This window comes from Nonomuraea sp. NPDC049378, from assembly GCF_055586745.1.
The window spans coordinates 146,509-173,089 of the sequence record NZ_JBVJHP010000017.1; the positions used below are offsets into that span (position 1 = coordinate 146,509).

Below are 26,581 nucleotides of genomic sequence, written 5' to 3' on the forward strand. Positions count from 1 at the left end.
TCACGCCACTCCCCTTCACATGTGCGTCCGAATCAGCTCGATGGTATCCCCCGGTTAGGCTCACTTCGTGATTGCAGAAGAGGTCTGGCTGATAGAACCCTCGGGTCCGCTCCGGGGAGACGTCGAGGTGCGCGGTTCCAAGAACGGCGTGTCCAAGCACATGGTCGCCGCCATGCTGGGCAGCGGCGAGAGCAGCATCCACAACGCGCCCGACGTGGGCGAGGTCGAGATCACGGCGGCCATGCTGCGGGCGCTCGGCATCAACGTGGAGATCTCTCGCACGGAGATCAGGATCGCGCAGGGCCCGGAGATCGAGCCGCGGGTGCCCGACGCGTTCACCGGCCTGAACCGCATCCCCATCCTCATGCTGGGCCCGCTGCTGCACCTGGCGGGGGAGGCGTTCGTGCCGCTGGTCGGCGGCGATCCGATCGGGCGGCGGCCGGTGAACTTCCACGTGGAGGCCCTGCGCGCGATGGGCGCCGAGGTGGAGGTGGGCGACGCCGGCATCTTCGCCAAGGCCAAGCGGCTCAACGGCACCCGGATCGAGCTGCCCTACCCGAGCGTGGGCGCCACGGAGACGGTGCTGATGTCCGCGGTGCTGGCCGAGGGCAAGACGGTGCTGAAGAACGCCGCGATGGAGCCCGAGGTGGTGGAGCTGGCGCTGTTCCTGCAGCGGATGGGGGCGAGGATCGAGCTCTCGCCCGACCGCAGGATCGTCATCGAGGGCGTCGAACGGCTGCGCGGCGCGTCCACGTGGCTGAACGGCGACCGCATCGAGGCGTTCTCGTACCTGGCGGCGGGCCTGATCACGCAGGGTGAGGTGCGGGTGCACGGCTGCCCGCAGGACCGCCTGGTCACCGCGATCACCACGCTGGCCAGGATGGGCGCGCAGTTCGACATCAACGACGAGTACCTGTGCGCGACCGCGCCGCCCGAGGGCCTGCGCGCGGCCGCCGTGCAGACCGACACCCATCCCGGCTTCATGACCGACTGGCAGACGCCGCTGATGGTGCTGTTCACGCAGAGCCAGGGCATGTCGGTGCTGCACGAGACGGTCTTCGAGAACCGCCTGGTGTACGTGCCCGCGCTGCAGCGGATGGGCTGCGAGATCGAGGTGTTCGACCAGTGCCTGGGCGGGCCCGCCTGCCGCTACCACGACACCAACGCCCGCCACTCGGCCGTCGTGCGCGGCGTGTCCCAGCTCAAGGGCGCGGATGTGACGCTGCCCGACATCAGGGCGGGCTTCTCGGCGGTGCTGGCGGCCGCGGTGGCCGACGGTCCCTCCACGCTGCGCGGCGTGCACCACATCGAGCGGGGCTATCACCGGCCGTTCGAGCAGTTCGCGTCCCTGGGTCTGGACATCCGCAGGAAACGGTAAAGGATCACGGGCAGGCGTTTGCCGTCGATCCAGGCGTTGCAGATCGTCTAAGTGACCGTACTCAGATCCGTCGGTGCGCTCGGACTGGCGGGAGCGCTCGGTGGAGTGCTGACGGCGGCACTGGCCGTGCCCGCCGTCAGCGGGAGTGGCATGGCCGCCAAGAACGTCGCGAACACGTTCCTCGACCTGCCGCCCGCTCCGCGTGAGGAGCCGCTCGCGCAGGTGACCAGGCTGCTGGACAAGGACGGCCGCCAGTTCGCCCAGTTCTACGAGGCCAACAGGACGAACGTCCGGCTCGGCGCGGTCGCCCCGGTGATGCGCCAGGCGATCGTGGCCATCGAGGACGCCCGCTTCTACGAGCACGGCGGGCTCGACGTCAGAGGCACGTTCCGGGCGCTGCTCACCAACACGCAGGCCGGCGGCATCCGGCAGGGCGGCTCGTCGCTGACCCAGCAGCTGGTCAAGAACATCCTGGTCGAGGGCGCGCGGACGGAGGCCGAACGCGACAAGGCGCGCGCCCCCAACCTGGCGCGCAAGATCACCGAGCTGCGGCTGGCGCTGGCGCTGGAGGAGAAGTACCGCAAGGACGAGATCCTCGAGCGCTACCTGAACATCGCCTACTTCGGCGCCGGCGCGCACGGCGTGGAGGCGGCGGCCAGGCGTTTCTTCTCCACCTCGGCATCCAGGCTGACCCTGACCGAGGCGGCCACGCTGGCGGGCGCGGTGCGGATGCCGTACTCGACCGATCCTTCGCTCGGAGGGGAGCACCGGGCGCGGTTGAAGGCGCGGCGCGACCTCGTGCTCGACCGGATGGCCGGGCTGAAGCTGATCACGCAGCGGCAGGCGACCGACGCCAAGAACGCGCCGCTGGGTCTGCGGCTCCGCCCGGAGCCCGGCGGCTGCGCGCAGAGCGCGTATCCGTTCTTCTGCCTGTACGTGCAGCGCGAGCTGCTGTCGAACCCCGTCTTCGGCAACACTGCCACCGAGCGGCGCAGGCGCATGGCCAGGGGAGGGCTGGTGATCAGGACGAGTCTCGACCCGATCGCGCAGCACGCCGCCGAGCAGGCCATCCGCCGGTACGTGTCGCCGGAGGACACCGAGGTTGCCGCCGAGGCGATGGTGGAGCCGCGTACGGGGCGGATCAGGGCGATGGCCGCCAGCAAGGGGTTCGGCCGCAACCCCGGCAACCGCAAGAACGGCCCCAAGACCACCTTCAACCTGCCCGCCGACACGGCGCACGGCGGCGGCCAGGGGTTCCAGGCCGGTTCCACGTTCAAGGCCTACACGCTGGCCACGGCGCTCAAGCAGGGGTGGCGGTTCGGCGACGGCTTCAAGACGCCGGGGGCCCTGGTGCCCGGGCAGGGTTACCGCGACTGCGCCGGCCGGCCCGTGAACGACCCGAACACGCGCATCCTCAACGCCAGCGGCGAGGGGGAGGGCGGCCCGCACAGCATCGAGACGGGCACCTGGAAGTCGGTGAACATCTTCTTCATGATGCTGGAGCGCAAGGTCGGCCTCTGCAACGTGGTGAAGACGGCCAGGTCGCTCGGCGTCGTCAGGGCCGACGGGGAGCCGCTGAAGGAGGTGCCGACGTTCACCCTGGGCGTGAACGAGATGGACCCGGTGACGGTGGCGGCGTCGTTCGCGACGTTCGCCGCGAGGGGCCGCTACTGCCGGCCGCTGGCGATCGTGGAGATCGTCGGCAGGGACGGCCGGCGCACCCACGTGCCGCCCTCGTGCGAGCAGGTCATCGAACGGCCGGTCGCCGACGCCGTCAACTACGTGCTGGAGGGCGTGTTCACCGAGGGCACGATGAGGGGCCAGGGCATCGGCCGCCCGGCGGCGGGCAAGACGGGCACCAACAACGGATACACCTCGGCGTGGTTCGCCGGGTACACGCCGGCGCTGGCCGCGGCGGTCAGCGTCGGGGACATCCGGGGGTCGTACCGGTTCCCGCTGACGGGGGTGAAGATCGGTGACCGCTATTACGGCTCGGTGCAGGGGGCGTCGCTGCCGGGGCCGATCTGGGTGGAGTCGATGCGGCCCGCGCTGCGCGAGGTCGAGCCGCGCGGATTCCCGGGGCCGGACATGTCCCGCTTCGGCGGCGGCCACACGCCAGGTCTGGAGGAGGCGCTGGCCGAGGAGGAGCGTCGTGAGGGCCGGCGCGGCGACCGCCACGCCCGCGGGCCCCGCCATCTCTTCGAGTGGCTGCTCGGGCGCAGGCCGCGGCGGGTGGAGATCACGCTGCCGGGCCGGGACCGGCACGACGGCCGCCACCGGGACCGGCCCCGGCGGCGGAACTAGTCTCAGCCGGTCCTGCCGATCGGGGCGGTGACGGCACGGGTGAGCGTGACGAGGTTGTCGGGCGCGGTCTCGATCTGCAGGCCGCGCCTGCCCGCCGAGAAGAAGATCGTCTCGAAGTCGAGAGCCGAGGAGTCGACCACCGTCGGGAGCTGCTTGCGCTGGCCCAGCGGGCTGATGCCGCCCACGACGTAGCCGGTCACCCGCTCCACCTTGGCGGCGTCGGCCATCGCCGCCCGCTTGCTGTCGAGGGCGCTGGCCAGCGCCTTGAGATCGAGCTTGCCCGACACCGGCACGACCGCCACGGCGAGCCCGCTCTCGACCTCCGCCACCAGGGTCTTGAAGATGCGTTCGTACGGCACGCCGAGCGCGTCGGCGGCCTCCTCTCCGTAGGCCTGCGCGGAGGCGTCGTGCGCGTAGGGATGGAGCGTGAACGCGGCCTTGGCCTTGGTCAGCGCCACGGTGGCCGGGGTGCCGCCCTTGCCTTTCGAACTACTCACGACACCCGATTGTAGCGAATCTACAATGTAAAGGCGCGGCCGGGGGTGTACCCGAACGCCCGCCGGAACACGTCGATGAAGGCACTCGCCGAAGCCCATCCGCACCGGTGGGCCACGGCGGTCACGGAGACGCCGTCGGCCAGCAGCAGCAGCGCGTGGTGCAACCGGAGCTGGGTGCGCCACTGGGGGAAGCTCATGCCGAGCTCGCGTCGGCACAGCCGGGCCAGCGTGCGCTCGCTGGTGCCGGCCTGGACGGCGAGCCGGGCCAGGGGGCTGCCGTCGGCGGGGTCGCGGTGCAGGGCCGCGCAGACGGCGGCCAGCCGGGGGTCGCGGGCGGCGGGCAGGTGCAGCGGCTGCTCGGGGGCGCGCCTGAGCTGGTCGAGCAGCACGGCGCGCAGCCGTTCCCGCTCGCCGCCGACCGGGCCGTCGTCGCCGGTGCAGGCGATGATCAGCTCGCGGAGCAGGGGGCCGACCGCGAGCACCGCGGGGCGGTCGAGGCCGAGCGGGTTGTCGGAGAGCCCCACCAGGCGCAGGTCCGTGTCGCCGCGGGCGCGGTGCTCGTGGACGGTGCCGGCCGGGATCCAGATGGCGCGGCTGGCGGGCGCCACCCAGATGCCCGAGCCGGTGGTGACGGAGAGCACGCCGCGGCAGGCGTACACGATCTGGTGGGTGTCGTGCCGGTGCGCGTCGATGCCCGCGCCCGGGGCCAGGGGCCGCCGGCCGGTGGGCGCCTGGGGCGTGTGGCGGATCTCCGACATGGATTGGCAATTTATCGGAAGCGCGCCAGTCACGCCATGTGCAGGATCGGAGCGTGAACAGGATCCCCTCGCTCGCCGCCGGCCACGCGGCCGTCGACTTCTACCAGGGCGCGGTGCCCGCCCTCGTGCCCTTCCTGGTGGCCGAGCGCGGGTACGGCTATGTCGCCGTCTCCGGCATCGTGCTGGCCGCGACGTTGTCGTCGTCGATCGTGCAGCCGCTCTTCGGCGTCCTGACCGACCGGTGGCGCATGCCCTGGCTGATCCCGGTGAGCATGGTGGTCGCGGGCGCCGGGGTGGCGTTCGGCGGTGTGACGGACTCCTACGTGCTGACCTGGCTGGCGGTGGCGCTGTCCGGGCTGGGCGTGGCGGCCTACCACCCGGAGTCGGCACGGCTGGCCAGGGTCGCCAGCGAGGGCAGCCACGTCCGGATGAGCTGGTTCTCGCTGGGCGGGACGCTGGGCTTCGCCTGCGCTCCCGTGCTGGTGACGCCGCTGCTGGCGGTGTGGGGGCTCGGCGCGTCACCGTTCCTCGCGGCGCCGGCGGTGCTGGGGGCGGTGGTGACGCTCCCGGCGATCCGGGCGCTGTCAGGGGCCGGTCCCGTGGCGCGGACGGCCGTGCCGGTCTCCCGCCGGGACGACTGGCCGTCGTTCGCCCGGCTGACGCTGGTGATCGTGTTCCGCTCGGTCGTGTACGTCGGGCTGAGCGCCTTCGTGGCCCTCCACATGGGGGGAGGGGCGGCCGGGGCGGTGGCGTTGTTCGTGTTGTTCGCCGGCGGCGCGGTGGGCACGGTGCTCGGCGGCCGGCTGGCGGCCCGCTGGGGACGGGTGCGCACGATGGCCCTGGCCTACCTGCTGGCGGTCCCCGCCGTCGCCGGCGTGGTGCTGGTTCCAGGGCCGGTCGCGTACGCCTTCGTCGCCGCCTCGTCGATCGCCCTGTACGCCCCGTTCTCGCTGCACGTGACGCTGGGTCAGGATTTCCTGCCGAGCCGGGTCGGCACGGCCAGCGGCGTGACCCTGGGGCTGGCGGTGAGCGTGGGCGGCCTGGCCAGCCCGCTGGTGGGCGCGGTGGCGGAGGCGGCGACGCTGCGGGTGGCGCTGGCGTGCCTGATCGTGTTCCCCGTGCTGGCCTGGCTGCTGGCGCGCACGCTCAAGGAACCCGCCCTCGACCCGGCCACCTGACCCCTACCCGTCACTCGCCCTCCACCTGAGCCCGCCGGGCGGCGCGTTCGCCTCAGGGGCGGGTCTTGAGCCGTACGGTGCCGGTGTTGTCCTTCTGCGAGGGGTCGAGGGCGGTCGACGTGACGTGCCCGACGACGCGCAGGGGTGCGCGGGCGTCCCGGGCGACGGCGATCGTGGCCGTGATGCGCACCGGCCGGCGCGGGTGGATCTCGGCGATCGTGCAGGAGGCCTTGGCGGGCTCGCGTACGCAGGTGGCCCCGCGGGTCGCCGTGAGGGTCGCACCGGCCGGCAGGGTGAGCGTGACGGGGACCCGGGCGGCGGCCATCAGGCCGCGCAGTTCGACGGTGGCCGTGACGGTGACGTCGGAGCCGCGCCTGACCGGCCGGTCGGGCGCGCTGAGCTTGACCGACAGGGCGTCGTACACTCCACGCGGGTCGGCCTGGCGCACGATGGCGCCGTAGCCTTCGGCGTTGAGCGCGTTGGCGACGGCGTTCCCTGCCGCGTAGCCGTCCTCCTTGCCCGCCGACAGCACCCCGACCAGGTCTCTGGTGCCCTGGACGAGCCACGGCCCGCCGCTGTGGCCCTTGTGCAGGTGGCAGTTGTGCGTCTCCAGCCGGCCCGGCCGCGAGGTCGTGGCGGCGGGCAGAGCGGCCGGCAGGGAAGCGGGCAGGGTGGCGCCGAGGACCATGCCGGTGGCCTGGCGGGTGCGGCCGAGGCACCAGAGCTGGTCGCGGCCGTCGTACGGCCGCCTGCCGAGCACGCCGGGGTAGCCCATGGTGGCGATGGTGTGCCTGCCGCCCTGGCTGCGCATCGGGGTGAAGGCGCCGACGGCCTTCTGGAGGGTGCGCTTGCGGGTGCCGACCTCGATGAGGGCGATGTCGTGGACGGAGTTCCAGTCGCCGCCGGTCAGGCCGGTGTAGCCGTCGGGTTTCCACGCCCGCCGGCCGCCCCACCGCCCGTACGGCTCGCGCTTCTTCACCGTGGCCGCCCGCCCGTCGTAGGCGGGGACGAACGCGAAGCGCCGGTGCCAGCGGCCGGTCGTGGCGCCCGCGGGAACGCTGTAGACGCAGTGGGCGGCGGTGACCACGAGCTGCTGCGCGGCGGAGCGGACGACGGAGGCGCTGCAGGAGTCGCCGTGCCCGCCGGAGTTGACGAAGAAGAGCCTGCCGGTGATCCGGCTGGTGGCCGCGCGCGTGTACGGGCGCCGTACGCGGGCGTACCCGTTGGCGTCGCTGCCCGGGGTGAGGCGCTTGGACGCGGGCACGCTGTGCCGCCGCGCCCCCGCGAGGTTCGCCGTCGCCGCCGGTGGTGCGCCGCGCCTTCCTGCGGAGCCGTCCGGCGGGCCGGCGGCGTCGGCGGCGGCCTGCCGTTCGGCGGTCCAGTAGCGCACGGCGTGTTCCGGGCGCATCGGCGGTGACGACACGGCGCCGGAACGGGCCTGCGCCTGGGCGGGCGGGCGGATGGGGGTGACCGTGCGGACGGCGGGCGGGGCCGGCGTGAGGGACAGCCACACCAGCGTGGCCACCACGATGACCAGTGTCTTCGGCACAGCGCCCCTCCCGGACACGTCGATACCTCAGATCACTCTAAGTCACTATTTGTAAACAAAGTGTAGTTTGCGGGTTTGCCTGTCACCCTGTCAGCCCGCGGCCGCGTCCGTCCCCGGCGGGGCCATTCCGGCCGTACGGGCCTCGGACGGCTCGCGGTCGGGGCGCAGGCCGCGCCAGGACGGGTGGCGCAGCCTGCCGTCGCCGGTGACCTCGGCGTACTGCACCTCGCCGACCACCCGTGGATCCACCCAGCGCGCGTCCCGGGCGTCCTCGCGCGGCAGCGGCTCGTCGAACGGCGGATCACGCCGCTCCAGCGGCGTCAGGCGATCGCGCAGGTCGCGGAGCATGGCCTCGGTGAACCCGGTGCCGACGTGCCCCACGAACCGCAGCCGCCCGCGCGGGTCGTACGCGCCGAGCAGCAGCGAGCCGATCGTGCCGGAACGCCGCCCGCCGCCCGGCTTCCACCCGCAGATCACGACCTCGGCGGTGCTGACGTTCTTGACCTTCGTCCATTCGGCGCTGCGCCGGCCCGGCCGGTACGGCGAGCTCATCCGCTTGCACACGACCCCTTCGAGCCCGAGCCGGCGGGAGGAGTCGACCGCCTGCCCGGCCTCGCCGGCGAACCAGACGGGCACCTGCCACCGGTAGCCGGGCGTGAGCGTGCTCTCCAGCAGGTCCCTGCGTTCGGTGTACGGGCGCGCGATGACGGTGTCGTCGCCGAGGTGCAGGATGTCGAACGCCATGAACGTCACCGGCGCCGTCCTGGCCAGCTCGGCCACGATCCGCGGATTGCGCTGGTGCATCCGGGGTTGCAGCGCCTCGAAGCTGGGCCGTCCCGCCTCGTCGAACGCGACGATCTCGCCGTCGACGACGGCCGCGCGCCGGCCGGTGGCGCCTCCCATGAGCTGCAGTTCGGGGTAGGCGGGGGTGATGTCCTTGGCGTTGCGCGACATCAGGCGTACGTGGCCGTCCTCGATGTAGGCGAGCGCGCGTACGCCGTCCCACTTCATCTCCACGGCCCAGCCCGCGCCCTGGACGGCGTTCAGGGTGCCGAGCTGGGCCAGCATGGGCCTGTAGGCAGGCAGCCGGACCATGGTGCAGGCCGTACCCCCTCCGGCGGGCCGGCAGTGGCCGACGGGGGTCTACAGATGGTCAAGAGGCGCGTTCTCCACCAGGTCGGCCAGGTCGACGCCGTGCTCGCCGAGCTCGGCGACGGTGGCGCAGTAGCCGCGCAGGTAGCTTCTGCCGTTGACCTGGTGGGAGACGCGCAACAGCGGGCGATCATCGAGGATGATCGCCTCGACCAGGATGCCGCCGGGGCCGTGCCACTGTCCCATGCCGGAGAGAGTAAATGAACCGGACATACAGGACAAGCGATATGAAACATCTCGCTCTGTTCGTGGTGGGAAGGTGGCGGGTGGCCCTGCCGTTCCGTGCGGGGTCCGTGACACGCGGACGGCGTAAAGGTCCGTAACGTTATGTTTCCCCTGTCATGAGATTTCCGGGCATGGCGCGTTAATGATGGCCCGACTGGGGCAGCTAGGGAGAGCTCTGGCTTTCCCCGGCCATGGCCGTGCCCCCGTGACGGCCATGGCCCCCGCCCCGGCAGGCCCGGTCCGGGGTGACGGCGGCCGCGGGCGCGGCTTCGGCGAGCGCCGCCCCGCGGCCGTCACACGTTACGCCAGGAAAGTCCACCCGAGGAGGTCCGCATGGTGGACCGATGGGGACTCGCCGCCCGGACTCCGTAAACTGTGATGGTGATTTCCCGTATCGACATGCGCGGTTCGCTTCCCGCGGACCTGCGCGACGTGCTGCCCCGCGCCGAGCTCGACGTCGAGGCCGCCCTGGAGAAGGTGCGGCCCATCTGCGAGGACGTGCGCCATCGTGGGGCGGCAGCCGTACGGGAGCTGACCGCCAGGTTCGACGGAGTCGAGATCGCCGCCACCCGCGTCCCCGCCGAGGCCCTCGACAGGGCGCTCCGCGAGCTCGACCCCAGGGTCAGGGCGGCGCTGGAAGAGTCGATCAGGCGGGCCAGGCTCGTCCACCGCGACCAGCGGCGCGCCGACGTCACCACCCAGGTCGTGCCCGGGGGCACGGTGACCGAGCGGTGGCTGCCCGTCGAGCGCGTGGGCCTCTACGTCCCCGGCGGCCGGGCGGTCTATCCGTCCAGTGTGGTGATGAACGTCGTGCCCGCCCAGGAGGCCGGCGTCGGCTCGCTGGCCGTGACCAGCCCGGCCCAGAAGGAGCACGGCGGGCTCCCGCACCCCACGATCCTGGCCGCGTGCGCGCTGCTCGGCGTCGACGAGGTCCACGCGGCCGGCGGGGCGCAGGCGGTGGCCATGTTCGCCTACGGAACCGAGGAGTGCCCGGCGGCCACGATGGTCACCGGCCCGGGCAACATCTATGTGGCGGCGGCCAAGCGGCTGCTCAAGGGCCGCATCGGCATCGACTCCGAGGCCGGTCCCACCGAGATCGCCATCCTCGCCGACGAGACGGCCGACCCCGTCCACGTCGCCGCCGACCTGATCAGCCAGGCCGAGCACGACGTGATCGCGGCCGCCGTGCTGGTCACCACCAGCGCCGAGCTGGCCGACGCGGTCGAGAAGGAGCTGCCGGGACAGGTCTCCGCGACCAGGCACTCCGAGCGCATCACCGAGGCGCTGAGCGGCAGGCAGTCGGGCATCGTGCTGGTGAGCTCTCTCGACGACGGCCTCAAGGTCGTCGACGCCTACGCCGCCGAGCACCTGGAGATCCACACCGCGAACGCCGCGGCCGTCGCCGCCCGCGTCAGGAACGCCGGAGCGATCTTCGTCGGCCCCTACGCGCCCGTCTCGCTCGGCGACTACCTCGCCGGGTCCAACCACGTGCTGCCCACGGGCGGCTGCGCCTGCCACTCCAGCGGCCTGTCGGTGCAGTCCTTCCTGCGCGGCGTTCACGTCGTCGACTACTCCCGGGAGGCGCTCGCGGGAGCGGCGGCCCATGTGTCGGTGCTGGCCGACGCCGAAGACCTGCCCGCGCACGGTGCCGCGATCCGCGCCCGTTTCGACTGGCGAGTGCCCACGGAGACCGAGTGAACCTCGACGACCTGCCCATCCGCGACGACCTGAGGGGCAAGACGCCGTACGGCGCGCCCCAGATCGACGTCCCGGTCCGGCTCAACACCAACGAGAACCCCTACCCGCCCTCGCCCCGGCTGGTCGACGACCTGGCCGAGGCGGTGCGGGCCCAGGCGGGCGAGCTCAACCGCTACCCCGACAGGGACGCCACCGCCCTGCGCGCCGACCTGGCCGCCTACCTCGGCCACGGCCTGACGGCCGAGCAGGTGTGGGCCGCCAACGGCTCCAACGAGGTGCTCCAGCAGATCCTGCAGGCGTTCGGCGGCCACGGCCGCACCGCCATCGGGTTCGAGCCCTCCTACTCGATGCACCCGATCATCACCAGCGGCACCAGCACCGAGTGGATCCAGGCCAGCCGCGAGTCCGACTTCTCGATCGACCCCGGCAAGGCCGTGGCGGCGATCGAGGAGCACCGGCCCGACATCGTGTTCCTGGCCTCGCCCAACAACCCGACCGGCACGGCCCAGCCGCTGGCCACGATCGAGGCGGTCCTCGCCGCCGCGCACGGCGTGGTCGTGGTCGACGAGGCCTACGCGGAGTTCGCCCGCGAGGGCACCCCGTCGGCGCTCACCCTGCTGCCGGCCCACCCGCGGCTGATCGTCACCAGGACGATGTCCAAGGCGTTCGCCATGGCCGGCACCCGGCTCGGCTATCTCGCCGCGCACCCCGCCGTGGTGCAGGCGCTGCTGCTGGTGCGCCTGCCGTACCACCTGTCCACGCTCACCCAGACGGCGGCGCGCGTGGCGCTGCGGCACCGCGCCGAACTGCTGGGCACGGTCGACGCGCTGCGGCGCGAACGCGACGACACGGTGGCGTGGCTGCGGTCCAAGGGCCTGCGGGTGGCCGACTCCGACGCGAACTTCGTGCTGTTCGGGCGCTTCCCCGACCGGCGCGCGGTGTGGGAGGGGCTGCTGGAGCGCGGGGTGCTCATCCGCGAGGTGGGCCCCCCAGAATGGCTGCGGGTGTCGATCGGCACCGGCGAGGAGATGGCGGCGTTCCGCGCCGCCCTGGAAGGAGTGCTGTGAGTCGCGTCGGCCGCGTCGAGCGTGTTACGAAGGAGACCTCGGTCCTGGTGGAGGTCGGCCTCGACGGCACCGGCCGGGTCGAGGTGTCGACCGGGGTCGGCTTCTACGACCACATGCTGGCCCAGCTGGGCAAGCACGGCCTGTTCGACCTGACGGTCAAGACCGAGGGCGACCTGCACATCGACTCGCACCACACGATCGAGGACACCGCGCTCGCCCTGGGCGCGGCGTTCCGCGAGGCGTTGGGCGACAAGTCGGGCATCAGGCGGTTCGGCAGCGCGTCGTGCCCGCTGGACGAGTCGCTGGCCCAGGTCACCGTCGACCTGTCCGGCCGCCCCTACCTCGTGCACTCCGAGCCCGAGGGCATGGCGCCGATGATCGGCCCCGAATACGACACGACGATGACCCGCCACATCCTGGAGTCGTTCGTCGCGCAGGCCGCCATCTGCCTGCACGTCCACGTCCCCTACGGCCGCAACGCCCACCACATCGTGGAGTCCCAGTTCAAGGCCCTGGCCAGGGCCCTGCGCGAGGCGTCCGAGCCCGACCCCCGCGCCACGGGGGTGCCCAGCACCAAGGGCGTCCTATGACCGAGAACCTCATCGCCGGCGTGCTGGTCTTCCTCGGGCTTTTCCTCATCGGCGGGGTGTTCTCCCTCGCCAAGCAGGGGCTTAAGCTCGGTGCGGCGGTGTGCGCGTTCGGCGCGGCGATGGCGATCACGGCGGGGGTGCTGTGGTGGTGAGCAAGAACGTGGTGGTGCTCGACTACGGGTCGGGCAACCTGCGCTCGGCCGAGCGCGCGCTGGCCAGGGCCGGCGCCGACGTGACCGTGACGTCCGACTTCGAGGCCGCGCTCTCCTGCGACGGGCTGGTGGTGCCGGGCGTCGGCGCGTTCGAGGCGTGCATGTCGGGTCTCAAGGGCGTGCGCGGCGAGCAGATCATCGGCCGCCGCCTGTCCGGAGGGCGCCCGGTGCTGGGCATCTGCGTCGGCATGCAGATCCTGTTCGCCCGGGGGGTCGAGCACGGCGTGGAGACCGAGGGCTGCGGCGAGTGGCCGGGCACGGTGGGCCGGCTCGACGCTCCCGTGCTGCCCCACATGGGCTGGAACACCGTCAAGGCGCCGGCCGGCAGCGTGCTGTTCGCCGGGCTCGACCCCGCCACCCGCTTCTACTTCGTCCACTCCTACGGCGTGCGCGAGTGGGAGCTGCAGGCGGGCGACGGTTTCTCCGATCCGCTCGTCACGTGGGCCGAGCACGGCGTGCCGTTCGTGGCCGCCGTGGAGAACGGCCCGCTCATGGCCACCCAGTTCCACCCCGAGAAGTCCGGCGACGCCGGCGCCGCCCTGCTCCGCAACTGGCTCGGCACGCTGTGAGCGGGCGAGCGGGCCTGGAGGTCCGGTGAGCAAGGAACGCGCCCGGCGGCGGGCCGAGCGCGAGGCGGAGCGGGCCCGCGCCATCCGGGCCAACGAGCTGCGGCAGGCACGCCGGGCCCGCCGCCGCGCGCTCCTGGGCCGGGTGGTCCCGCGCCCGGCGCGCATCGCCCGCCAGGGCGGCCTGCTCGCCCGCCGCCGCCGCGCCCAGAACGCCGTGGTGGCGCTCGGGCTCCTGCTCGTGCAGCTGATCGTCTGGCTGGTCTGGGGCTCGCCGCCGCTCAGCTTCGGCGTCCTCGTCCTGTCCCTGCTGCTCACACCCGTTGTCGTGACCCTCGCCTTCGACCGGAGGATCTGATGTCGTTGCAGTTGTTGCCCGCCGTCGACGTGGCCGGTGGCCAGGCCGTACGCCTGACGCAGGGCGAGGCCGGCACCGAGACCCGCCACGGCGAGCCGCTGGCCGCCGCGCTCGCCTGGCAGGACGCCGGCGCCGAGTGGATCCACATGGTCGACCTCGACGCCGCGTTCGGCCGGGGCGGCAACCGCGAGCTGATCGCCGAGGTGATCGGCAAGCTGGACGTGAACGTCGAGCTGTCCGGCGGCATCCGCGACGACGACTCGCTGGCCGCCGCGCTGGCCACCGGCTGCCGCCGGGTCAACATCGGGACCGCCGCGCTGGAGAACCCCGGCTGGTGCCGGAAGATCATCGCCGAGCACGGCGACCGGATCGCGGTGGGCCTCGACGTGCGCGGCACCACGCTGGCCGCCCGCGGCTGGACCAAGGACGCCGGCGACCTGTGGGAGGCGCTCGACCGGCTCGAGGCCGACGGCTGCCCTCGCTACGTCGTCACCGACGTGACCAAGGACGGCATGCTGCAGGGCCCCAACCTCGAGCTCTACCGCCGGATCTGCGCCCGCACCGACCGGCCGGTCGTGGCCAGCGGCGGCGTGTCGAGCCTCGACGACCTGATCGCGCTCTCCTCTCTCGTTCCCGACGGAGTGGAGGGTGCCATCGTGGGCAGGGCCCTGTACGCTCACGCGTTCACGCTGGAAGAAGCGCTTGCCGCGGTACGCGTGTAGCTTCGCCGGGAGGGGGCGGGATGAGCGTCAGCAGCATCGGCATGGAGAACACCGGGCGGAGGGTGTTCTCGGGTGGCGTCTGGGAGGAGAGGTACGGCTACGCCCGCGCGGTCATCGCGGGTGACCGGGTGATCGTGTCCGGTTGCACGGCCACCGTCGAAGGAGAGGTGCGCCACATCGGCGACGCCTACGAGCAGGCCCTGACCGCGATCGACATCGCCCTGGCGGCGGTCGCGACCGGCGGCCTGACCCGCGAGGACGTCGTCATGGTCCGCTATTACGTCGTGGAGCAGCGCCACTTCGACCCCGTGGGCCGGGCCATCCACGACGTCTTCCGCGAGGTGCGCCCCGCCTGCACCGGGGTGCGGGTGGCCGGACTGGTCGACCCGAGGATGCTGGTCGAGATCGAAATCGAGGCACTGCGAGCATGACCGTGGCGGTAAGAGTCATTCCCTGTCTCGACGTGGACGCCGGACGCGTCGTCAAGGGCGTCAACTTCGAGAACCTGCGCGACGCGGGCGACCCGGTCGAGCTGGCCAGGCGCTACGACGAGGAGGGCGCCGACGAGCTGACCTTCCTCGACATCACCGCGTCGTCCGGCGAGCGCGAGACCATGCTGGACGTGGTGCGCAGGACCGCCGAGCAGGTGTTCATCCCGCTCACCGTGGGCGGCGGCGTGCGCGCGGTCGACGACGTCAACCGGCTGCTGCGCGCCGGCGCCGACAAGGTGTCGCTCAACACCGCGGCCATCGCCCGGCCCGAGCTGCTCACCGAGGCGTCCCGGCGGTTCGGCGCCCAGTGCGTCGTGCTGTCCGTGGACGCCCGCCGCGCGCCCGGCACCCCGAGCGGCTTCGAGGTGACGACGCACGGCGGCCGCCGCGGCACCGGCATCGACGCGGTGGAGTGGGCCGCGCGCGGCGAGGAGCTAGGCGTGGGCGAGATCCTGCTCAACTCGATGGACGGCGACGGCACGCTCGACGGCTACGACCTGGAGATGTTGCGCGCGGTCCGGGCCGTCGTGCGCGTGCCGGTGATCGCCAGCGGCGGCGCCGGACGCCTGGAGGACTTTCCTCCGGCGGTGGCGGCGGGCGCCGACGCGGTGCTGGCGGCCAGCGTGTTCCACTTCGGCACGTTGAAGATCTCCGAGGTCAAGGAGACGCTCCGGATGGCGGGCCACCCGGTCCGCTAGCGCGTCAGAACGCCCGGAGGTGGTGGAACAGCTCGTAGGAGGCGTCCTCGGCGGCGAACGCGGCCGCCTCCGACCGCTTGACGGCGAGGTACGCGTCGCGCCGCAGCGGCCCGAGCGCCTCCATGAGCATCTCGTCGCCCTCCAGCGCGTCGAGCGCCTTGTCCAGTGACGACGGCAGCCGCGGATACCGGCCGGGCCGCGTGTCGGGGTCGACGTCCACGGCCTCGCCCGGATCGAGCTTGCGCCGCATGCCGTCGAGACCCGCGTGGATGACGGCGCCCAGCGACAGGTAGGGGTTGGCGGAGGAGTCGGACGGCTTCAGCTCCAGGTTGGGCTCCCCGGTCTCCCCGAGGGGCGAGCAGACGCGGACCGCGGCCTCCCGGTTGTCGGGGCCGTAGACGGCGTACGCGCTCGACCACATGCGGGGTGCGAGGCGGCGGAAGCTGTTGACACTGCCGCAGGTCAGCGCGGTGAGCGCGGGCAGGTGGGCGAGCAGGCCGCCGATGAAGCCGTCGCGCGTCTCGCCGTCGCCGGCGAAGACGTTTCGGCCGTCGCGCCACAGCGAAAGGTGCAGGTGGGCGCCGTTGCCGGCCTGGTCGGCCAGCGGTTTGGGCGCCAGCGAGGCCCACAGCTGCATGCGCATGGCGACGCCGCGCACGGTCTCGCGGTAGAGGACGTGGTTGTCGGCGGCCCGCAGCGCGGGCGCGTGGTGGACCGACAGCTCCTGCTGGCCGGGGCCCAGCTCGGGATGGCAGTGCTCGACGCGCAGGCCCTGCGTCTCCAGGGCGCGGATGAGCGTGATCGTGTAGTCGTGGGCCGTGTCGAAGCCGGTGCCCGCGTAGCAGAGCGAGTCGTCGATGGGCACCAGCCGGTCGGGGCCGCCGTACGGGTCGGGCAGGCGGCGGCCGAGCGTGAACTCGGGCTCGAACGCGGCGACCAGCGTGTAACCCTCGGCGGCCAGCTCGGCGATGGCGTCTTTGAGGAAGGTCCGGGGGCACGCGCCCCATGGGGAGCCGTCGGGCAGGCGCAGGTCGGACAGCATCGTCGCCGCACCCGGCGCGTGCGGCAACGTGACGTAGGTCGCGGGGTCGGGAACGATGCGCACCTCGCCCACCGGACCCATGTGCTCGACGTCCTGGAGCTGGTCGAGCATGTTCATCGCCATCATGGCGACGGTGTGCCCGATGCCGGTGTTGAGCCGTTCGGCCAGCCGTGACCGGGACGCCGCTTTGCCACGGATCACGCCTCCGTGGTCGGCGTACAGGAAACGGATCAGCTCGATGCCCTCGAGCTCTGCTCGCTCGAGGACGCGCCGCGCGGTGGCGCCGAGCTGATGGATCGTGGTGCCGCTCGGGCGATCTCTCATCCTGCCTGCGTAACACGATCCGGCAGCGCTTGGAAGCACCTGACGCAGACAGAACCGTTGGTCAGGGGGTCAGAACACTTGAGAAGAACGTGGCCAACTGATTGGCTCCCTGAAGAATTCCGTCGAACACACCGTTGACCGCGGCGGCGGCTTCGGCCGGCCGGGTGAACAGGTAGAAGACCACGAACGCGACAGCGACGTAGGTGATCACCTTCTTGACCTGCATGGGGGGCCTCCTGCAGTCCATTCCCAGCCGTATATACCCGGATCTGGGCGATCACTGGCATCTTCTATGAAGATGTTCATGATCCTAACCGGGGGGCTTCTTTCCTCTGCCATGGTAAGGGCTAGAGACGGGCTGCGAGCGCCTGTGGTGCCGGGAATTGCGCCATCGGCGCGCGGCTACATGCCGAGGGGCGCCTCGCGCAGCCGTTCGGCGTTCTCGGGCGTGCCGGTGAGCTCCACCTTCGCGTGCGCCTGCCGTCCGAAGCAGAACATCAGCAGCTCGCCGGCCCTGCCGGTGACCTCGACCTTGGGGCCTCCGCGCGGGCCGGCCAGCAGCACTCCGCCACCCAGCCGGTGCAGCACCACGCCCACCGGGGCCCTGCGCAACATCAGCCTGGCGCCGGACGACAGCCGCTTCCAGAAGACCTCCTCCAGCTCCGCGGGCAGCTCGCGCGGCTCCCACGACGGCTGCGCGCGGCGGACGTCCTCGTGGTGCACGAAGAGCTCGATGGTGTTGACGGCCTGGTCGAGGGCCTTCACGAGCCGGAACACGCCGCCGGGCTCGCGCACCTTGGCGACCAGCTCGGGATAGGGATGCCTGGCCTTGAGCGCGTTCTGGACCGAGGCGGTGTAGCCGGCGAGCGGCCTGAGCGCGATGCCGCCCATCGCGTCGGGCCTGCGCTCGCGCAGCACGAGGTGCGCGGCCAGGTCGTAGGTGCTCCAGCCCGCGCACAACGTCGGGGCGTCGGGGCCGATCCGGTCGAGCAGGTCGCAGAGCGCGGTGCGTTCGCCACGAGCGTGAGTCACACGGGCAACCCTACCCGCGGGAATAACGAGATGATCAGGGGTGATAGTGACATACGTAGAAATGCCGCGATGAGAGGACCCACCGAGTGGCGAGCAAGGTCACCTCGGCCGTGATGCGCCAAGGACTGCGGGTCCTTGGGGTGGCCATTCGCACGGAGAAGGCGGTGTTCACGCTGGCGGTGCTGGCCAGCGCCGTCTACGGGGGCATGACCGTCGCCTCCGCATGGGCCCTCGGGTGGGCCACCCAGAACGTCGTGCTGCCGGCCTTCGGCGAGGGCCGCGCCGTCGCGGGCGCGTTGTGGACGGGAACGTTCCTGATCCTGGGCACGGCGCTGCTCAAGGCGCTGGGCGTGGCGGGCCGGCGGATCCTGGCCGGCATCCTGCAGTACCGCATGCAGGCCAGGTCGCGCAGGGACGTGACCAAGCAGTACCTGCGGCTGCCGCTGTCGTGGCACCACCGGCACCCGACGGGGCAGCTGCTGTCGAACGCCAGCGCCGACGCCGAGGCCGCCTGGGCGCCGCTGGCGCCGCTGCCGATGGCCGTGGGCGTGATCGTCATGCTGGTCACCGCGGCGGTCGCGATGGTGTTCACGGATCTCGTGCTGGCGCTGGTCGGCTTCCTGATATTTCCGGCGATCGCCGTACTCAACCTTGTCTATCAGCGCAAGCTCAGCCCGCTCGCCACCCGCGCCCAGCAACTGCGCGCCGAGGTCAGCGAGATCGCGCACGAGAGCTTCGACGGCGCGCTCGTCATCAAGACCCTCGGCAGGGAGGACCTGGAGACCGAGCGGTTCCAGCGGCGCGCCCACGAGCTGCGCGACGCCAACATCGCGGTCGGGCGCGTGCGCGGGCTGTTCGACCCGATGCTGGAGGCCCTGCCCACGATCGGCGTGCTCGCGGTGCTGGGCGTCGGCTCGGCCCGGCTGTCCGGCGGCTTGATCGACTCCGGCGACCTGGTGCAGGTCGCCTACCTGTTCACGCTGCTGGCCTTCCCGATCAGGGCGCTCGGCTGGGTGCTGGCCGAGCTGCCGCGCAGCGTCGTCGGCTGGCAGCGGGTCCAGGCCGTGCTGGACGCGAGCGGCTCCATGGAGTACGGGCAGGCCGCCGCGACCTCGACCGCGCCCGCCGCGCTCGAGGTCCGCGACGTCTCCTACTCCTACGGCGAGGCCGAGGTGCTGCACGAGGTGACCTTCGACGTGCCCGCCGGCCGTACCGTCGCGCTGGTCGGCCCCACGGGGTCGGGCAAGTCCACGCTCGTGCAGCTGCTCGTCCGGCTCGTCGACCCCGGCAAGGGGCAGGTCCTGCTCGACGGCGTGGACGTCCGGGAGCTGGCCCACGGCGGCATCGCCGCATCGGTCGCCCTGGTGCCGCAGCAGACGTTCCTGTTCGACGACACCGTGCGCGGCAACATCACGCTCGGCCTCGACACCGGCGACGAGGACGTGCGGGCGGCCCTGCGGCTGGCGCAGGCCGACGGGTTCGTCGACCGGCTGGCCGACGGGCTCGACACGCGCGTCGGTGAGCGCGGCACCTCGCTGTCCGGCGGCCAGCGCCAGCGCCTCGCGCTGGCCCGCGCGGTCGTGCGCCGGCCGCGCCTGCTCATCCTCGACGACGCCACCTCCAGCGTGGACCCCCAGGTCGAGGCCAAGATCCTGTACGGGCTGCGGGACGCCGCCGAGGCGTCCACCGTCGTGGTCGTCGCCTACCGGATGGCGACCATCGCCCTCGCCGACGAGGTCGTCTACCTCGACCACGGCCGGGTCGTCGACCGCGGCCCGCACGACGAGCTGATCAGCCGCTGCGCAGGCTACCGCAACCTGGTGACCGCCTACGAGCGTGAGGAGGCCGAGCGCGCCGCCATCGACGTGCCGGCCGGAGAAGAAGAGGAAGTCAGCGCATGACGGCCGAGGTCATCCGAGGCAACTCCGAACGTTCGGCGCTGGCCACCATCCGGCATGGGCTCTCGCTCACGCCGGAGTTCCGCAAGGGGCTGGTGGTCACGCTGCTGCTGGCGGTCGTCGCGACCATCGGCAAGATCATCGTGCCGGTCGCCGTCCAGCAGACGATCGACACGGGACTCAAGACCGGCACTCCGGACACCGCGTACATCACCCGGGCCATCCTGGTCTGCGCGGGCGCGGTGCTGCTCACAGCCGCCGCCGGCTACGTCATGAACGTCCGCCTCTACAAGGCGACGGAGTCGTCCCTCGCCACGCTGCGCGTGCGCGGGTTCCGGCACGTGCACGACCTGTCCGTGCTCACCCAGAACACCGAGCGCCGCGGCTCCCTGGTCTCGCGCGTCACCAACGACATCGACCAGATCAGCACGTTCATGCAGTGGGGCGGGCTGATGATCATCGTGGCGTTCGGCCAGCTGTTCGTGGCCACGGTGCTGATGTTCGTCTACTCCTGGCAGCTCACCCTGCTCGTCTGGTTGTGCTTCATCCCCCTGATGATCGCCCTGCCGCGCTTCCAGAGGCTGCTGTCGCGGGCGTACACGACCGTGCGCGAGCGCACCGGCGACATGCTGGCCGCGGTCAGCGAGTCCGTCGTCGGCGCCGCCGTCATCAGGGCCTACGCCTCGGAGCGCCGTACGGCCGAGCGCATCGACCAGGCGGTCGACGCCAACAGGCGCGCCCAGACCAGGGCGCAGACCATCGTCGGCTTCGTCTTCCCGCTCACCGAGATCGTGGCGGCCGTCGCCATCGCCGGCATCGTGCTGCTGGGCGTGCGGCTCGGGATGTCGGGCGAGATCACGCAGGGCGAGCTGGTGGCGTTCCTGTTCCTGATCACCCTGTTCGTCTCGCCGCTCCAGACCGCCACCGAGGTGCTGAACGAGGCCCAGAACGCCGTCGCGGGCTGGCGGCGCGTCCTCGGCGTCATCGACACCCCGCCGGACGTGGCCGACCCCGGCGACCAGGGCGTGGAACTGCCCCGCGGCCCCATCTCGGTCGCCTTCGAGGACGTGCACTTCTCCTACCCGGGCGGCGTGCCCGTGCTGCGCGAGGTCACCGTCGAGATCCCGCCGCGCTCGCGTGTCGCGGTCGTGGGGGAGACGGGGTCGGGCAAGACCACGTTCGCCAAGCTCCTGACGCGTCTCATGGACCCGGGCGCGGGCCGCGTCACCGTGGACGGCCACGACCTGCGCCACATCCGCTTCTCCTCGCTGCGCGAGCGCATCGTCATGGTCCCCCAGGACGGCTTCCTGTTCGACGGGACGCTGGAGGCGAACATCCGCTACGGCAAGCCGTCCGCCACCACCGACGAGATCCGGCTCGCGATGACCGAGCTGGGCCTGACCGACTGGCTCGAAGGCCTGCCCGCGGGCCTGGACACGGCCGTCGGCCAGCGCGGCGAGTCACTGTCGGCGGGCGAGCGCCAGCTCGTCGCCCTGGCCCGCGCCTACCTCGCCGACCCCGACCTGCTCCTGCTCGACGAGGCCACCTCGGCGGTCGACCCGGCCACCGAGGTACGGCTGGCGCGGGCGCTGGAGGGCGTCACCCGCGGCCGCACCGCCATCTCGATCGCGCACCGCCTGTCCACGGCTGAGAACGCCGACGAGGTGCTGGTCTTCGACGGCGGCCGGCTGGTGCAGCGCGGCCACCACACGGAGCTGGCGGGCCGGCCGGGCGTGTACGCCGACCTGCACGCCTCGTGGATCTCGGCCGCCCACTCGTGACCCGCGGCCGCGCCGGCTCGTCCTTCCGGGCTCCCGCCGTGCCGTCCGCCGTGCCGTCCGCCGTGCCGTCCGCCGTGCCGTCCGCCGTGCCGTCCACCGGGCCGTCCGCCGTGCCGTCCACCGGGCCGTCCACCGGGCCCCGGGAGGCGCTCCTGTCACGGTTTCGCCGAGGCGAACGTCACGGTCGTGCCACGTGGCCCTGAAACGATCATGAGGTGCTCGCACACCATGCGCGTCAGCCACAGGCCCCGACCCCGGAAGTCGTACCCCCTGGGCGGCCGCGTGTCGCCCATCCACCCGGGTGGCAGCCCGGGGCCGTCGTCGGCGACCTCGCACCACAGGCGCCCGTCCCGCGTCCACAGCCGCAACCGCCCGTGGCCTCCGCCGTGCACCACCGCGTTGGTGGCGACCTCGTTGACCGCCAGCACGAAGTCCTCGAGCCGCCCGCCTGCCATCCCCTCGCCGGCGGCGTGCTCGGTCACGGTCCTGCGCAGCCCCGTGATCTGCCCCCGCGCGAAGCTGACGCGGAGCACCTGCCTATCCACCGCGCACCCGCAGGACGACGGCGGACCTGACCGCCCAGGCCGGCCCGAGGTAGACCCGGCGGGAACGGGGAGCGGAGCCTACGACGTGCACCACGACGGCCCTCCCACGGCAGGCTCGGGAAACCGAAATTACTCCGCTCCGCGCCATCACGTACCGCATTCTCGGTAAAACCCACCGTGACGCGTCGCGGGCAGGTGTACCTTTTCGGCGGGGCCGCCCACGGGAGGGGTCATGAGGAGCATGGGCGCGGATGTGCTGGAGATGACGCGACGCCGACACGGAGATCTTGTGGTGGTGAGCCTGGCGGGGGAGGTCGACGTCGACAACGTTTCCGAAGTCAGGAAATGTCTCGATGAAGCCGTGGCGGAGCACGTCCCCCGACTGGTCGTGGATCTGACCGGCCTGGGCTTCATCGACACGACAGGGCTGGGCGTCCTGGTGCGCGCGCTCGCCACGCTGCGCGACAGGGACGGCACGATGGCTCTGGTCGCACCCCCCGGGCAGGTGCTCCGGCGGCTGCGCAGGACCAACCTGGCCCCGCTCTTCCCCATCTACGACACCCTTCCCCAAGCCCTGGCCTGAGGCTCGCGCCGGTGGCGGGGGCGGGGACACGAGCTGGTTGAATGGGCTGCATGTCCCTCGACGCCAAGATCGCCGCACGGTTGAAGCGCAATCCCGACGGCCTGGTCCCCGCGATCGCGCAGCAGTACGACACCGGTGAGGTGCTCATGCTGGCCTGGATGAACGACGAGGCGCTGCATCGGACGCTCACCACCGGCAGGGCCACCTACTGGTCCCGCAGCCGGGCGGAGCTCTGGGTCAAGGGCGCCACCTCCGGCCATGTCCAGCAGGTCAAGTCCGTGGCGCTCGACTGTGACGGCGACACCATCCTGGTCAAGGTCGACCAGGTCGACGGGGCGTGCCACACGGGTGATCGCACCTGCTTCGACGCCGACCCGCTAGAGCTCGCGCCGAGCTAGGAGAGCGGATGGAGCCCGAAGCGCGGACTTCCCGGCGCGGGGAGTTGTGGGGCTGGGTGGTCATGACGGCCCTGGGCTGCGTGCTCGTGTTGTGGGGCGCGGGCCAGGCATGGGTGACGGTCCTGGGAGACGGCGAGGCGCCGAGCGGCGGCGGGCTGAGCCCCGTGCTGACCCCCGTGGCGCTGGCCGGGCTGGCCGGCGTGGTGGCGGTGCTGGCCACCAAGGGCGCGGGCCGCCGGGTCGTCGGGGTGCTGCTCGCCCTGTGCGGGGCCGGCGCCGCTGCGGCGACGTGGGCGGCGCTGTCGGGCGGCACCGTGACCGCGCGCCTGCGCGAGGAGAACGTGTTGTCCGGCGCCACCGGGCTCTCCTGGGAGATCGCGCCGCTCTGGCCCGCCGTGACGGTTGTCGGAGCGGTCCTGGTGATGGCCGGGGGCGTGCTGGCGGTCGTGCGCGGCGGCCGGTGGGCGGGCATGTCCGCCCGCTACGACCGCACGGCGGGCGCCCCCTCGGCGCGGGCCCACGACAGGACGCTGTGGGACGCGCTCGACCGCGGAGACGACCCGACCGACGACCGCTGAGCCGGTGACGGTTACGAAACCTCCACTGTTCTGAACCTGTGTGCGCCCGGCAAACGTTTCCTCAATAAGCTGCCGTTGCAACTCGCCACGGACGTTGAGGGAGCCGGCTCATGAGCTACGGGGATCAGGGCGGTAGCGGAGGTTATGGCGCACAGCCTCCCGGGGGTGGCTACGGTCAGCAGCCGCCGAGCGGGGGTGGCTACGGTCAGCAGCCGCCGAGCGGGGGTGGCTACGGCCAGCAGCCGCCGAGCGGCGGTGGTTACGGTCAGCAGCCGCCGAGCGGGGGTGGTTACGGCCAGCAGCCGCCGAGCGGGGGTGGTTACGGCCAGCAGCCGCCGAGCTACGGGGACCAGCCCTACGGCTACGGTCAGCAGCCGCCGAGCTACGGCGGCGGATACGCCCAGCAACCTCCGAGCTACGGGGGCCACCCGCAGCAGGGCTACGGCTACCAGCAGCCCAGGTCCACCAACGGGATGGCGGTGGCCTCGCTCGTCCTCGGCATCATCGGCCTGGTCTTCTGCGGCCTCACCAGCATCCCCGGCGTCATCCTCGGGCATGTCGCGCTCAGCCGGATCAAGCGCACAGGAGAGGAGGGCTCGGGCATGGCCATCGGCGGCCTCGTCACGTCGTACATCACGGTGGTGATCTGGCTCCTGTGCTGGCTGATCTTCGGCGGTATGCTCCTTTCCCTCATCGGGTTCGCCAGCACCGCCAGCAGCACGGTGGAGTACCAGTAGGTCGCCCGCTGCACGTGTAGCCGGACCGTGACGACGTGCTTGCGGTCCGATTACGAATTGTCCGCAAAATCGACGTTGATCCACGTAGAAGATGGTTTCTCGCTAGGCTGCCGCGCGAACTGGACTCGAGATGACGACATGAGGGGTCATTAGCATGAGTTACGGAAACCAGGGCGACGGTGGCTACGGCGCCCAACCGCCCGGCGGCGGCTACGGCCAGCAGCCTCCCAGCGGCGGCGGTGGCTATGGCCAGCAGCCCCCGAGCGGCGGTGGTTACGGCCAGCAGCCGCCGAGCGGTGGTGGCTACGGCCAGCAGCCGCCCAGCGGCGGAGGCTATGGCGGTGGCTATGGCCAGCAGCCGCCGAGCGGGGGTGGCTACGGCCAGCAGCCGCCCAGCGGCGGAGGTTACGGGGGTGGCTACGGGCAGCAGCCGCCGAGCGGCGGCGGCTACGGCGACGGCGGTTACGGCCAGCCCCCCGGCGGTGGCTACGGCGGCGGTGGCAACCCGCCCGACAACCAGCTCGTCCCGGCCATCCTCACCACCCTGTTCTGCTGCCTGCCGCTCGGCATCGTGGCGCTCGTCAAGTCGTCGCAGGTCAACTCGAAGTGGCAGGTCGGCGACTACCAGGGTGCGATGCAGGCCGCGGAAGAGGCCAAGACGTGGTGGAAGCGCAGCCTGATCTTCGGTGCCATCGGCATCGTCCTCGGCATCATCGCGTACATCGTGATCTTCTTCATCCTGGCCGCGAGCGTGTCCACGTACTCGTACTCGACGTACTGAGCCGGCGTGACGGCGGGCAGCGCGCTGGAAGGCGGATACTGAAAGCATGAGCATCGCAACAGCCGGGCGGCGTGACACGGGTCGCGCGAGGCGCCTGCTCGCGCCGCTCGGTGTTGCGGCGGGCGTGGGCGCCGCGTTCGCCTTCGTCGGCGTGGTCGACCCCAACGAACCCGGCCACTATCCGACGTGCCCGTTCCTGTGGCTCACCGGCCTCTACTGCCCAGGCTGCGGCACCATGCGCACCATGCACGCCCTCGCGCATCTAGACCCGGTCGCCGCGCTGGGGCTCAACCCGCTCGCCGTGGCCATGATCCCGTTCCTGCTGTTCTGGTGGGGGCGATGGGTGCTGCGTGCCTGGCAGGGCCGGCCCAGACGCACGACGCTGGCGCATCCGGCGTGGCTGTGGGCCTTCATCGGGGTCGTCATGGTCTACTGGGTCGTCCGTAATCTGCCTGTCGGCGCGTTCCTCGCCCCCTAGGCAGGGCCGGTGGTGAGGTGCCCCCGCTGGGGCCGATACCATCGCAGGACAAGGCGGAGAGCGTACGCGAGGCGAACTCTCCGCCACCCCCACTGTCGACCGGAGGGACCCCAAGCGCGTGAGTGAGCGGACGGAAGGGCCGAGTGTCCTCGACGGCATCCTCGACGGGGTGCGCGCCGACCTCGCCGCACGCCAGCAGGCCGTGTCCATGGACGAGCTCAAGCAACGAGCCGAGCGGGCCCGGCCGGCCAGAGACGCGATGGCCGCGCTCGGGGGTGACAGGATCTCGGTGATCGCCGAGGTCAAGCGGTCCAGCCCGTCCAAGGGCGCGCTCGCCGCGATCGCCGACCCGGCGGCGCTGGCCGCCGACTACGAAGCGGGCGGCGCCCACGTCATCAGCGTGCTGACCGAGCGCCGCAAGTTCGGGGGCAGCCTCGACGACCTGGCCGCGGTCCGCACCAGGGTCGACATCCCGATCCTGCGCAAGGACTTCATCCTCACCTCCTACCAGTTGTGGGAGGCCAGGGCCTACGGCGCCGACCTGGCGCTGCTGATGGTCGTCTGCCTGGAGCAGGAGGCGCTGGTGTCGCTGATCGAGCGGGCCGAGTCGATCGGGCTCACCCCGCTGGTCGAGGTGCACACCGAGGACGAGCTCGAGCGGGCGGTCGCCGCTGGGGCCCGGGTCATCGGGGTCAACGCCCGCAATCTGAAGACACTCGAGGTCGATCGCGACGTGTTCGCGAAGCTGGCGCCGAAGATCCCCGATAATGTGATCAAAATCGCCGAGTCGGGTGTGCGTGGCCCGCATGACCTGCTCGCTTACGCTAGAGGTGGCGCCGACGCCGTCCTGGTGGGGGAGAGCCTGGTCACCGGCAAGGACCCGCGCAAGGCCGTGGAGGCGCTGGTGACGGCCGGCGCTCATCCGTCGACGCGCCCCGACCACTCAGCAGAGGGATAGCAG

Annotated in this window: 30 protein-coding genes; 21 read left to right on the top strand and 9 right to left on the bottom strand. The window is 72.0% G+C overall.

Translation table 11 applies throughout. The features are described from left to right. Positions 1 to 67 precede the first annotated feature (67 nt). Both murA and ACZ6SA_RS33480 read left to right on the top strand, forming a co-directional pair. Positions 68 to 1,378, top strand: coding sequence for a UDP-N-acetylglucosamine 1-carboxyvinyltransferase (gene murA, locus ACZ6SA_RS33475; protein ID WP_443151730.1), 1,311 nt, complete (start codon positions 68 to 70; stop codon positions 1,376 to 1,378). A 51-nt stretch (positions 1,379 to 1,429) separates the two neighbouring features. After that, positions 1,430 to 3,682, top strand: a complete 2,253-nt coding sequence (locus ACZ6SA_RS33480) for a transglycosylase domain-containing protein (RefSeq protein WP_347642778.1) — start codon at positions 1,430 to 1,432, stop codon at positions 3,680 to 3,682. A 2-nt stretch (positions 3,683 to 3,684) separates the two neighbouring features. Here ACZ6SA_RS33480 and ybaK read toward each other — a convergent pair whose 3' ends face one another. Further along, the gene (gene ybaK / locus ACZ6SA_RS33485) at positions 3,685 to 4,179 is read right to left on the bottom strand and encodes a Cys-tRNA(Pro) deacylase (RefSeq protein WP_347642779.1); all 495 of its coding nucleotides are present in this window, start codon (positions 4,177 to 4,179) and stop codon (positions 3,685 to 3,687) included. Positions 4,180 to 4,199: 20 nt separating this feature from the next. Further along, positions 4,200 to 4,937, bottom strand: a complete 738-nt coding sequence (locus ACZ6SA_RS33490) for an AraC family transcriptional regulator (RefSeq protein WP_347642780.1) — start codon at positions 4,935 to 4,937, stop codon at positions 4,200 to 4,202. 53 nt (positions 4,938 to 4,990) lie between these two features. Between ACZ6SA_RS33490 and ACZ6SA_RS33495 the strand changes: the two genes are divergently transcribed. After that, positions 4,991 to 6,115, top strand: coding sequence for an MFS transporter (locus tag ACZ6SA_RS33495; RefSeq protein WP_347642781.1), 1,125 nt, complete (start codon positions 4,991 to 4,993; stop codon positions 6,113 to 6,115). A gap of 52 nt (positions 6,116 to 6,167) precedes the next feature. Here ACZ6SA_RS33495 and ACZ6SA_RS33500 read toward each other — a convergent pair whose 3' ends face one another. The 3 genes from ACZ6SA_RS33500 to ACZ6SA_RS33510 all read right to left on the bottom strand — a co-directional run bounded on the left by ACZ6SA_RS33500 (position 6,168) and on the right by ACZ6SA_RS33510 (position 9,002). Continuing rightward, positions 6,168 to 7,664 carry a trypsin-like serine peptidase gene (locus ACZ6SA_RS33500; RefSeq protein ID WP_465832708.1) on the bottom strand — a complete coding sequence of 499 codons (1,497 nt, stop codon included), beginning with the start codon at positions 7,662 to 7,664 and terminating at the stop codon, positions 6,168 to 6,170. A 90-nt stretch (positions 7,665 to 7,754) separates the two neighbouring features. Beyond that, positions 7,755 to 8,759: a non-homologous end-joining DNA ligase gene (ligD, locus tag ACZ6SA_RS33505; RefSeq protein WP_347642783.1), complete on the bottom strand. Its 1,005-nt coding sequence runs from the start codon at positions 8,757 to 8,759 to the stop codon at positions 7,755 to 7,757. A 48-nt stretch (positions 8,760 to 8,807) separates the two neighbouring features. After that, positions 8,808 to 9,002, bottom strand: a complete 195-nt coding sequence (locus tag ACZ6SA_RS33510; protein WP_347621519.1) for a hypothetical protein — start codon at positions 9,000 to 9,002, stop codon at positions 8,808 to 8,810. A gap of 420 nt (positions 9,003 to 9,422) precedes the next feature. Here ACZ6SA_RS33510 and hisD point away from each other — a divergent pair, with 420 nt between their 5' ends. From hisD to hisF, 9 genes are read left to right on the top strand one after another with little or no spacing between them, the layout of a single operon-like run. Continuing rightward, positions 9,423 to 10,739, top strand: a complete 1,317-nt coding sequence (gene hisD / locus ACZ6SA_RS33515; protein ID WP_465832711.1) for a histidinol dehydrogenase — start codon at positions 9,423 to 9,425, stop codon at positions 10,737 to 10,739. Continuing rightward, complete coding sequence (locus tag ACZ6SA_RS33520; RefSeq protein WP_347642784.1) at positions 10,736 to 11,806, top strand: histidinol-phosphate transaminase; 1,071 nt, start codon at positions 10,736 to 10,738, stop codon at positions 11,804 to 11,806. The genes hisD and ACZ6SA_RS33520 overlap by 4 nt, the downstream gene beginning before the upstream one ends. Beyond that, positions 11,803 to 12,396, top strand: coding sequence for an imidazoleglycerol-phosphate dehydratase HisB (hisB, locus tag ACZ6SA_RS33525; RefSeq protein ID WP_347621516.1), 594 nt, complete (start codon positions 11,803 to 11,805; stop codon positions 12,394 to 12,396). The genes ACZ6SA_RS33520 and hisB overlap by 4 nt, the downstream gene beginning before the upstream one ends. Next, complete coding sequence (locus ACZ6SA_RS33530; protein WP_347621515.1) at positions 12,393 to 12,548, top strand: hypothetical protein; 156 nt, start codon at positions 12,393 to 12,395, stop codon at positions 12,546 to 12,548. Before hisB ends, ACZ6SA_RS33530 begins: the two co-directional genes overlap by 4 nt. Beyond that, on the top strand, positions 12,545 to 13,177 hold the full coding sequence (gene hisH, locus ACZ6SA_RS33535) for an imidazole glycerol phosphate synthase subunit HisH (protein WP_347642785.1): 633 nt from the start codon (positions 12,545 to 12,547) through the stop codon (positions 13,175 to 13,177). Before ACZ6SA_RS33530 ends, hisH begins: the two co-directional genes overlap by 4 nt. Before the next feature lie 25 nt (positions 13,178 to 13,202). Continuing rightward, positions 13,203 to 13,532: a hypothetical protein gene (locus tag ACZ6SA_RS33540; protein WP_347642786.1), complete on the top strand. Its 330-nt coding sequence runs from the start codon at positions 13,203 to 13,205 to the stop codon at positions 13,530 to 13,532. Continuing rightward, positions 13,532 to 14,254 (top strand): bifunctional 1-(5-phosphoribosyl)-5-((5-phosphoribosylamino)methylideneamino)imidazole-4-carboxamide isomerase/phosphoribosylanthranilate isomerase PriA, encoded by a 723-nt coding sequence (priA, locus tag ACZ6SA_RS33545; protein ID WP_347621512.1) that lies wholly within the window; start codon positions 13,532 to 13,534, stop codon positions 14,252 to 14,254. The genes ACZ6SA_RS33540 and priA overlap by 1 nt, the downstream gene beginning before the upstream one ends. 20 nt (positions 14,255 to 14,274) lie before the next feature. Beyond that, positions 14,275 to 14,685 (top strand): Rid family hydrolase, encoded by a 411-nt coding sequence (locus ACZ6SA_RS33550; RefSeq protein WP_347642787.1) that lies wholly within the window; start codon positions 14,275 to 14,277, stop codon positions 14,683 to 14,685. After that, positions 14,682 to 15,443: an imidazole glycerol phosphate synthase subunit HisF gene (hisF, locus tag ACZ6SA_RS33555; protein WP_132600939.1), complete on the top strand. Its 762-nt coding sequence runs from the start codon at positions 14,682 to 14,684 to the stop codon at positions 15,441 to 15,443. Before ACZ6SA_RS33550 ends, hisF begins: the two co-directional genes overlap by 4 nt. Before the next feature lie 4 nt (positions 15,444 to 15,447). Here hisF and ACZ6SA_RS33560 read toward each other — a convergent pair whose 3' ends face one another. The 3 genes from ACZ6SA_RS33560 to ACZ6SA_RS33570 all read right to left on the bottom strand — a co-directional run bounded on the left by ACZ6SA_RS33560 (position 15,448) and on the right by ACZ6SA_RS33570 (position 17,841). Then, the gene (locus ACZ6SA_RS33560; protein ID WP_465832717.1) at positions 15,448 to 16,809 is read right to left on the bottom strand and encodes a glutamine synthetase family protein; all 1,362 of its coding nucleotides are present in this window, start codon (positions 16,807 to 16,809) and stop codon (positions 15,448 to 15,450) included. A gap of 61 nt (positions 16,810 to 16,870) precedes the next feature. Next, positions 16,871 to 17,035, bottom strand: a complete 165-nt coding sequence (locus tag ACZ6SA_RS33565) for a hypothetical protein (protein WP_165959967.1) — start codon at positions 17,033 to 17,035, stop codon at positions 16,871 to 16,873. Between the two features lie 176 nt (positions 17,036 to 17,211). After that, positions 17,212 to 17,841 (bottom strand): TIGR03085 family metal-binding protein, encoded by a 630-nt coding sequence (locus ACZ6SA_RS33570; protein WP_347642789.1) that lies wholly within the window; start codon positions 17,839 to 17,841, stop codon positions 17,212 to 17,214. Between the two features lie 113 nt (positions 17,842 to 17,954). On the opposite strand from ACZ6SA_RS33570, the gene ACZ6SA_RS33575 reads away from it, so the two are divergent. Both ACZ6SA_RS33575 and ACZ6SA_RS33580 read left to right on the top strand, forming a co-directional pair. Further along, positions 17,955 to 19,742 (top strand): ABC transporter ATP-binding protein, encoded by a 1,788-nt coding sequence (locus ACZ6SA_RS33575; protein ID WP_347643134.1) that lies wholly within the window; start codon positions 17,955 to 17,957, stop codon positions 19,740 to 19,742. Next, positions 19,739 to 21,520 carry an ABC transporter ATP-binding protein gene (locus ACZ6SA_RS33580; protein WP_347642790.1) on the top strand — a complete coding sequence of 594 codons (1,782 nt, stop codon included), beginning with the start codon at positions 19,739 to 19,741 and terminating at the stop codon, positions 21,518 to 21,520. The genes ACZ6SA_RS33575 and ACZ6SA_RS33580 overlap by 4 nt, the downstream gene beginning before the upstream one ends. A 155-nt stretch (positions 21,521 to 21,675) precedes the next feature. Here the strand turns inward: ACZ6SA_RS33580 and ACZ6SA_RS33585 are convergent, their stop codons facing one another. After that, positions 21,676 to 22,053, bottom strand: a complete 378-nt coding sequence (locus tag ACZ6SA_RS33585) for an ATP-binding protein (RefSeq protein WP_465832720.1) — start codon at positions 22,051 to 22,053, stop codon at positions 21,676 to 21,678. Between the two features lie 274 nt (positions 22,054 to 22,327). Between ACZ6SA_RS33585 and ACZ6SA_RS33590 the strand changes: the two genes are divergently transcribed. The 7 genes from ACZ6SA_RS33590 (at position 22,328) to trpC (ending at position 26,578) form a co-directional block, all read left to right on the top strand. Next, entirely contained in the window at positions 22,328 to 22,648 is a 321-nt protein-coding gene (locus ACZ6SA_RS33590; protein ID WP_347642792.1) for an STAS domain-containing protein, read from the top strand. A 50-nt stretch (positions 22,649 to 22,698) separates the two neighbouring features. Further along, positions 22,699 to 23,046, top strand: coding sequence for a phosphoribosyl-AMP cyclohydrolase (gene hisI, locus ACZ6SA_RS33595; RefSeq protein WP_347642793.1), 348 nt, complete (start codon positions 22,699 to 22,701; stop codon positions 23,044 to 23,046). An 8-nt stretch (positions 23,047 to 23,054) separates the two neighbouring features. Further along, the gene (locus tag ACZ6SA_RS33600; protein ID WP_347642794.1) at positions 23,055 to 23,624 is read left to right on the top strand and encodes a Trp biosynthesis-associated membrane protein; all 570 of its coding nucleotides are present in this window, start codon (positions 23,055 to 23,057) and stop codon (positions 23,622 to 23,624) included. Positions 23,625 to 23,734: 110 nt separating this feature from the next. Beyond that, the gene (locus tag ACZ6SA_RS33605; protein WP_465832723.1) at positions 23,735 to 24,361 is read left to right on the top strand and encodes a DUF4190 domain-containing protein; all 627 of its coding nucleotides are present in this window, start codon (positions 23,735 to 23,737) and stop codon (positions 24,359 to 24,361) included. Between the two features lie 154 nt (positions 24,362 to 24,515). Next, positions 24,516 to 25,142: a CD225/dispanin family protein gene (locus tag ACZ6SA_RS33610; RefSeq protein WP_443151714.1), complete on the top strand. Its 627-nt coding sequence runs from the start codon at positions 24,516 to 24,518 to the stop codon at positions 25,140 to 25,142. Positions 25,143 to 25,188: 46 nt separating this feature from the next. After that, positions 25,189 to 25,620, top strand: a complete 432-nt coding sequence (locus tag ACZ6SA_RS33615; RefSeq protein WP_347621498.1) for a DUF2752 domain-containing protein — start codon at positions 25,189 to 25,191, stop codon at positions 25,618 to 25,620. 118 nt (positions 25,621 to 25,738) lie between these two features. Further along, the gene (gene trpC / locus ACZ6SA_RS33620; RefSeq protein ID WP_347642797.1) at positions 25,739 to 26,578 is read left to right on the top strand and encodes an indole-3-glycerol phosphate synthase TrpC; all 840 of its coding nucleotides are present in this window, start codon (positions 25,739 to 25,741) and stop codon (positions 26,576 to 26,578) included. The last annotated feature ends 3 nt before the right edge of the window (positions 26,579 to 26,581 follow it).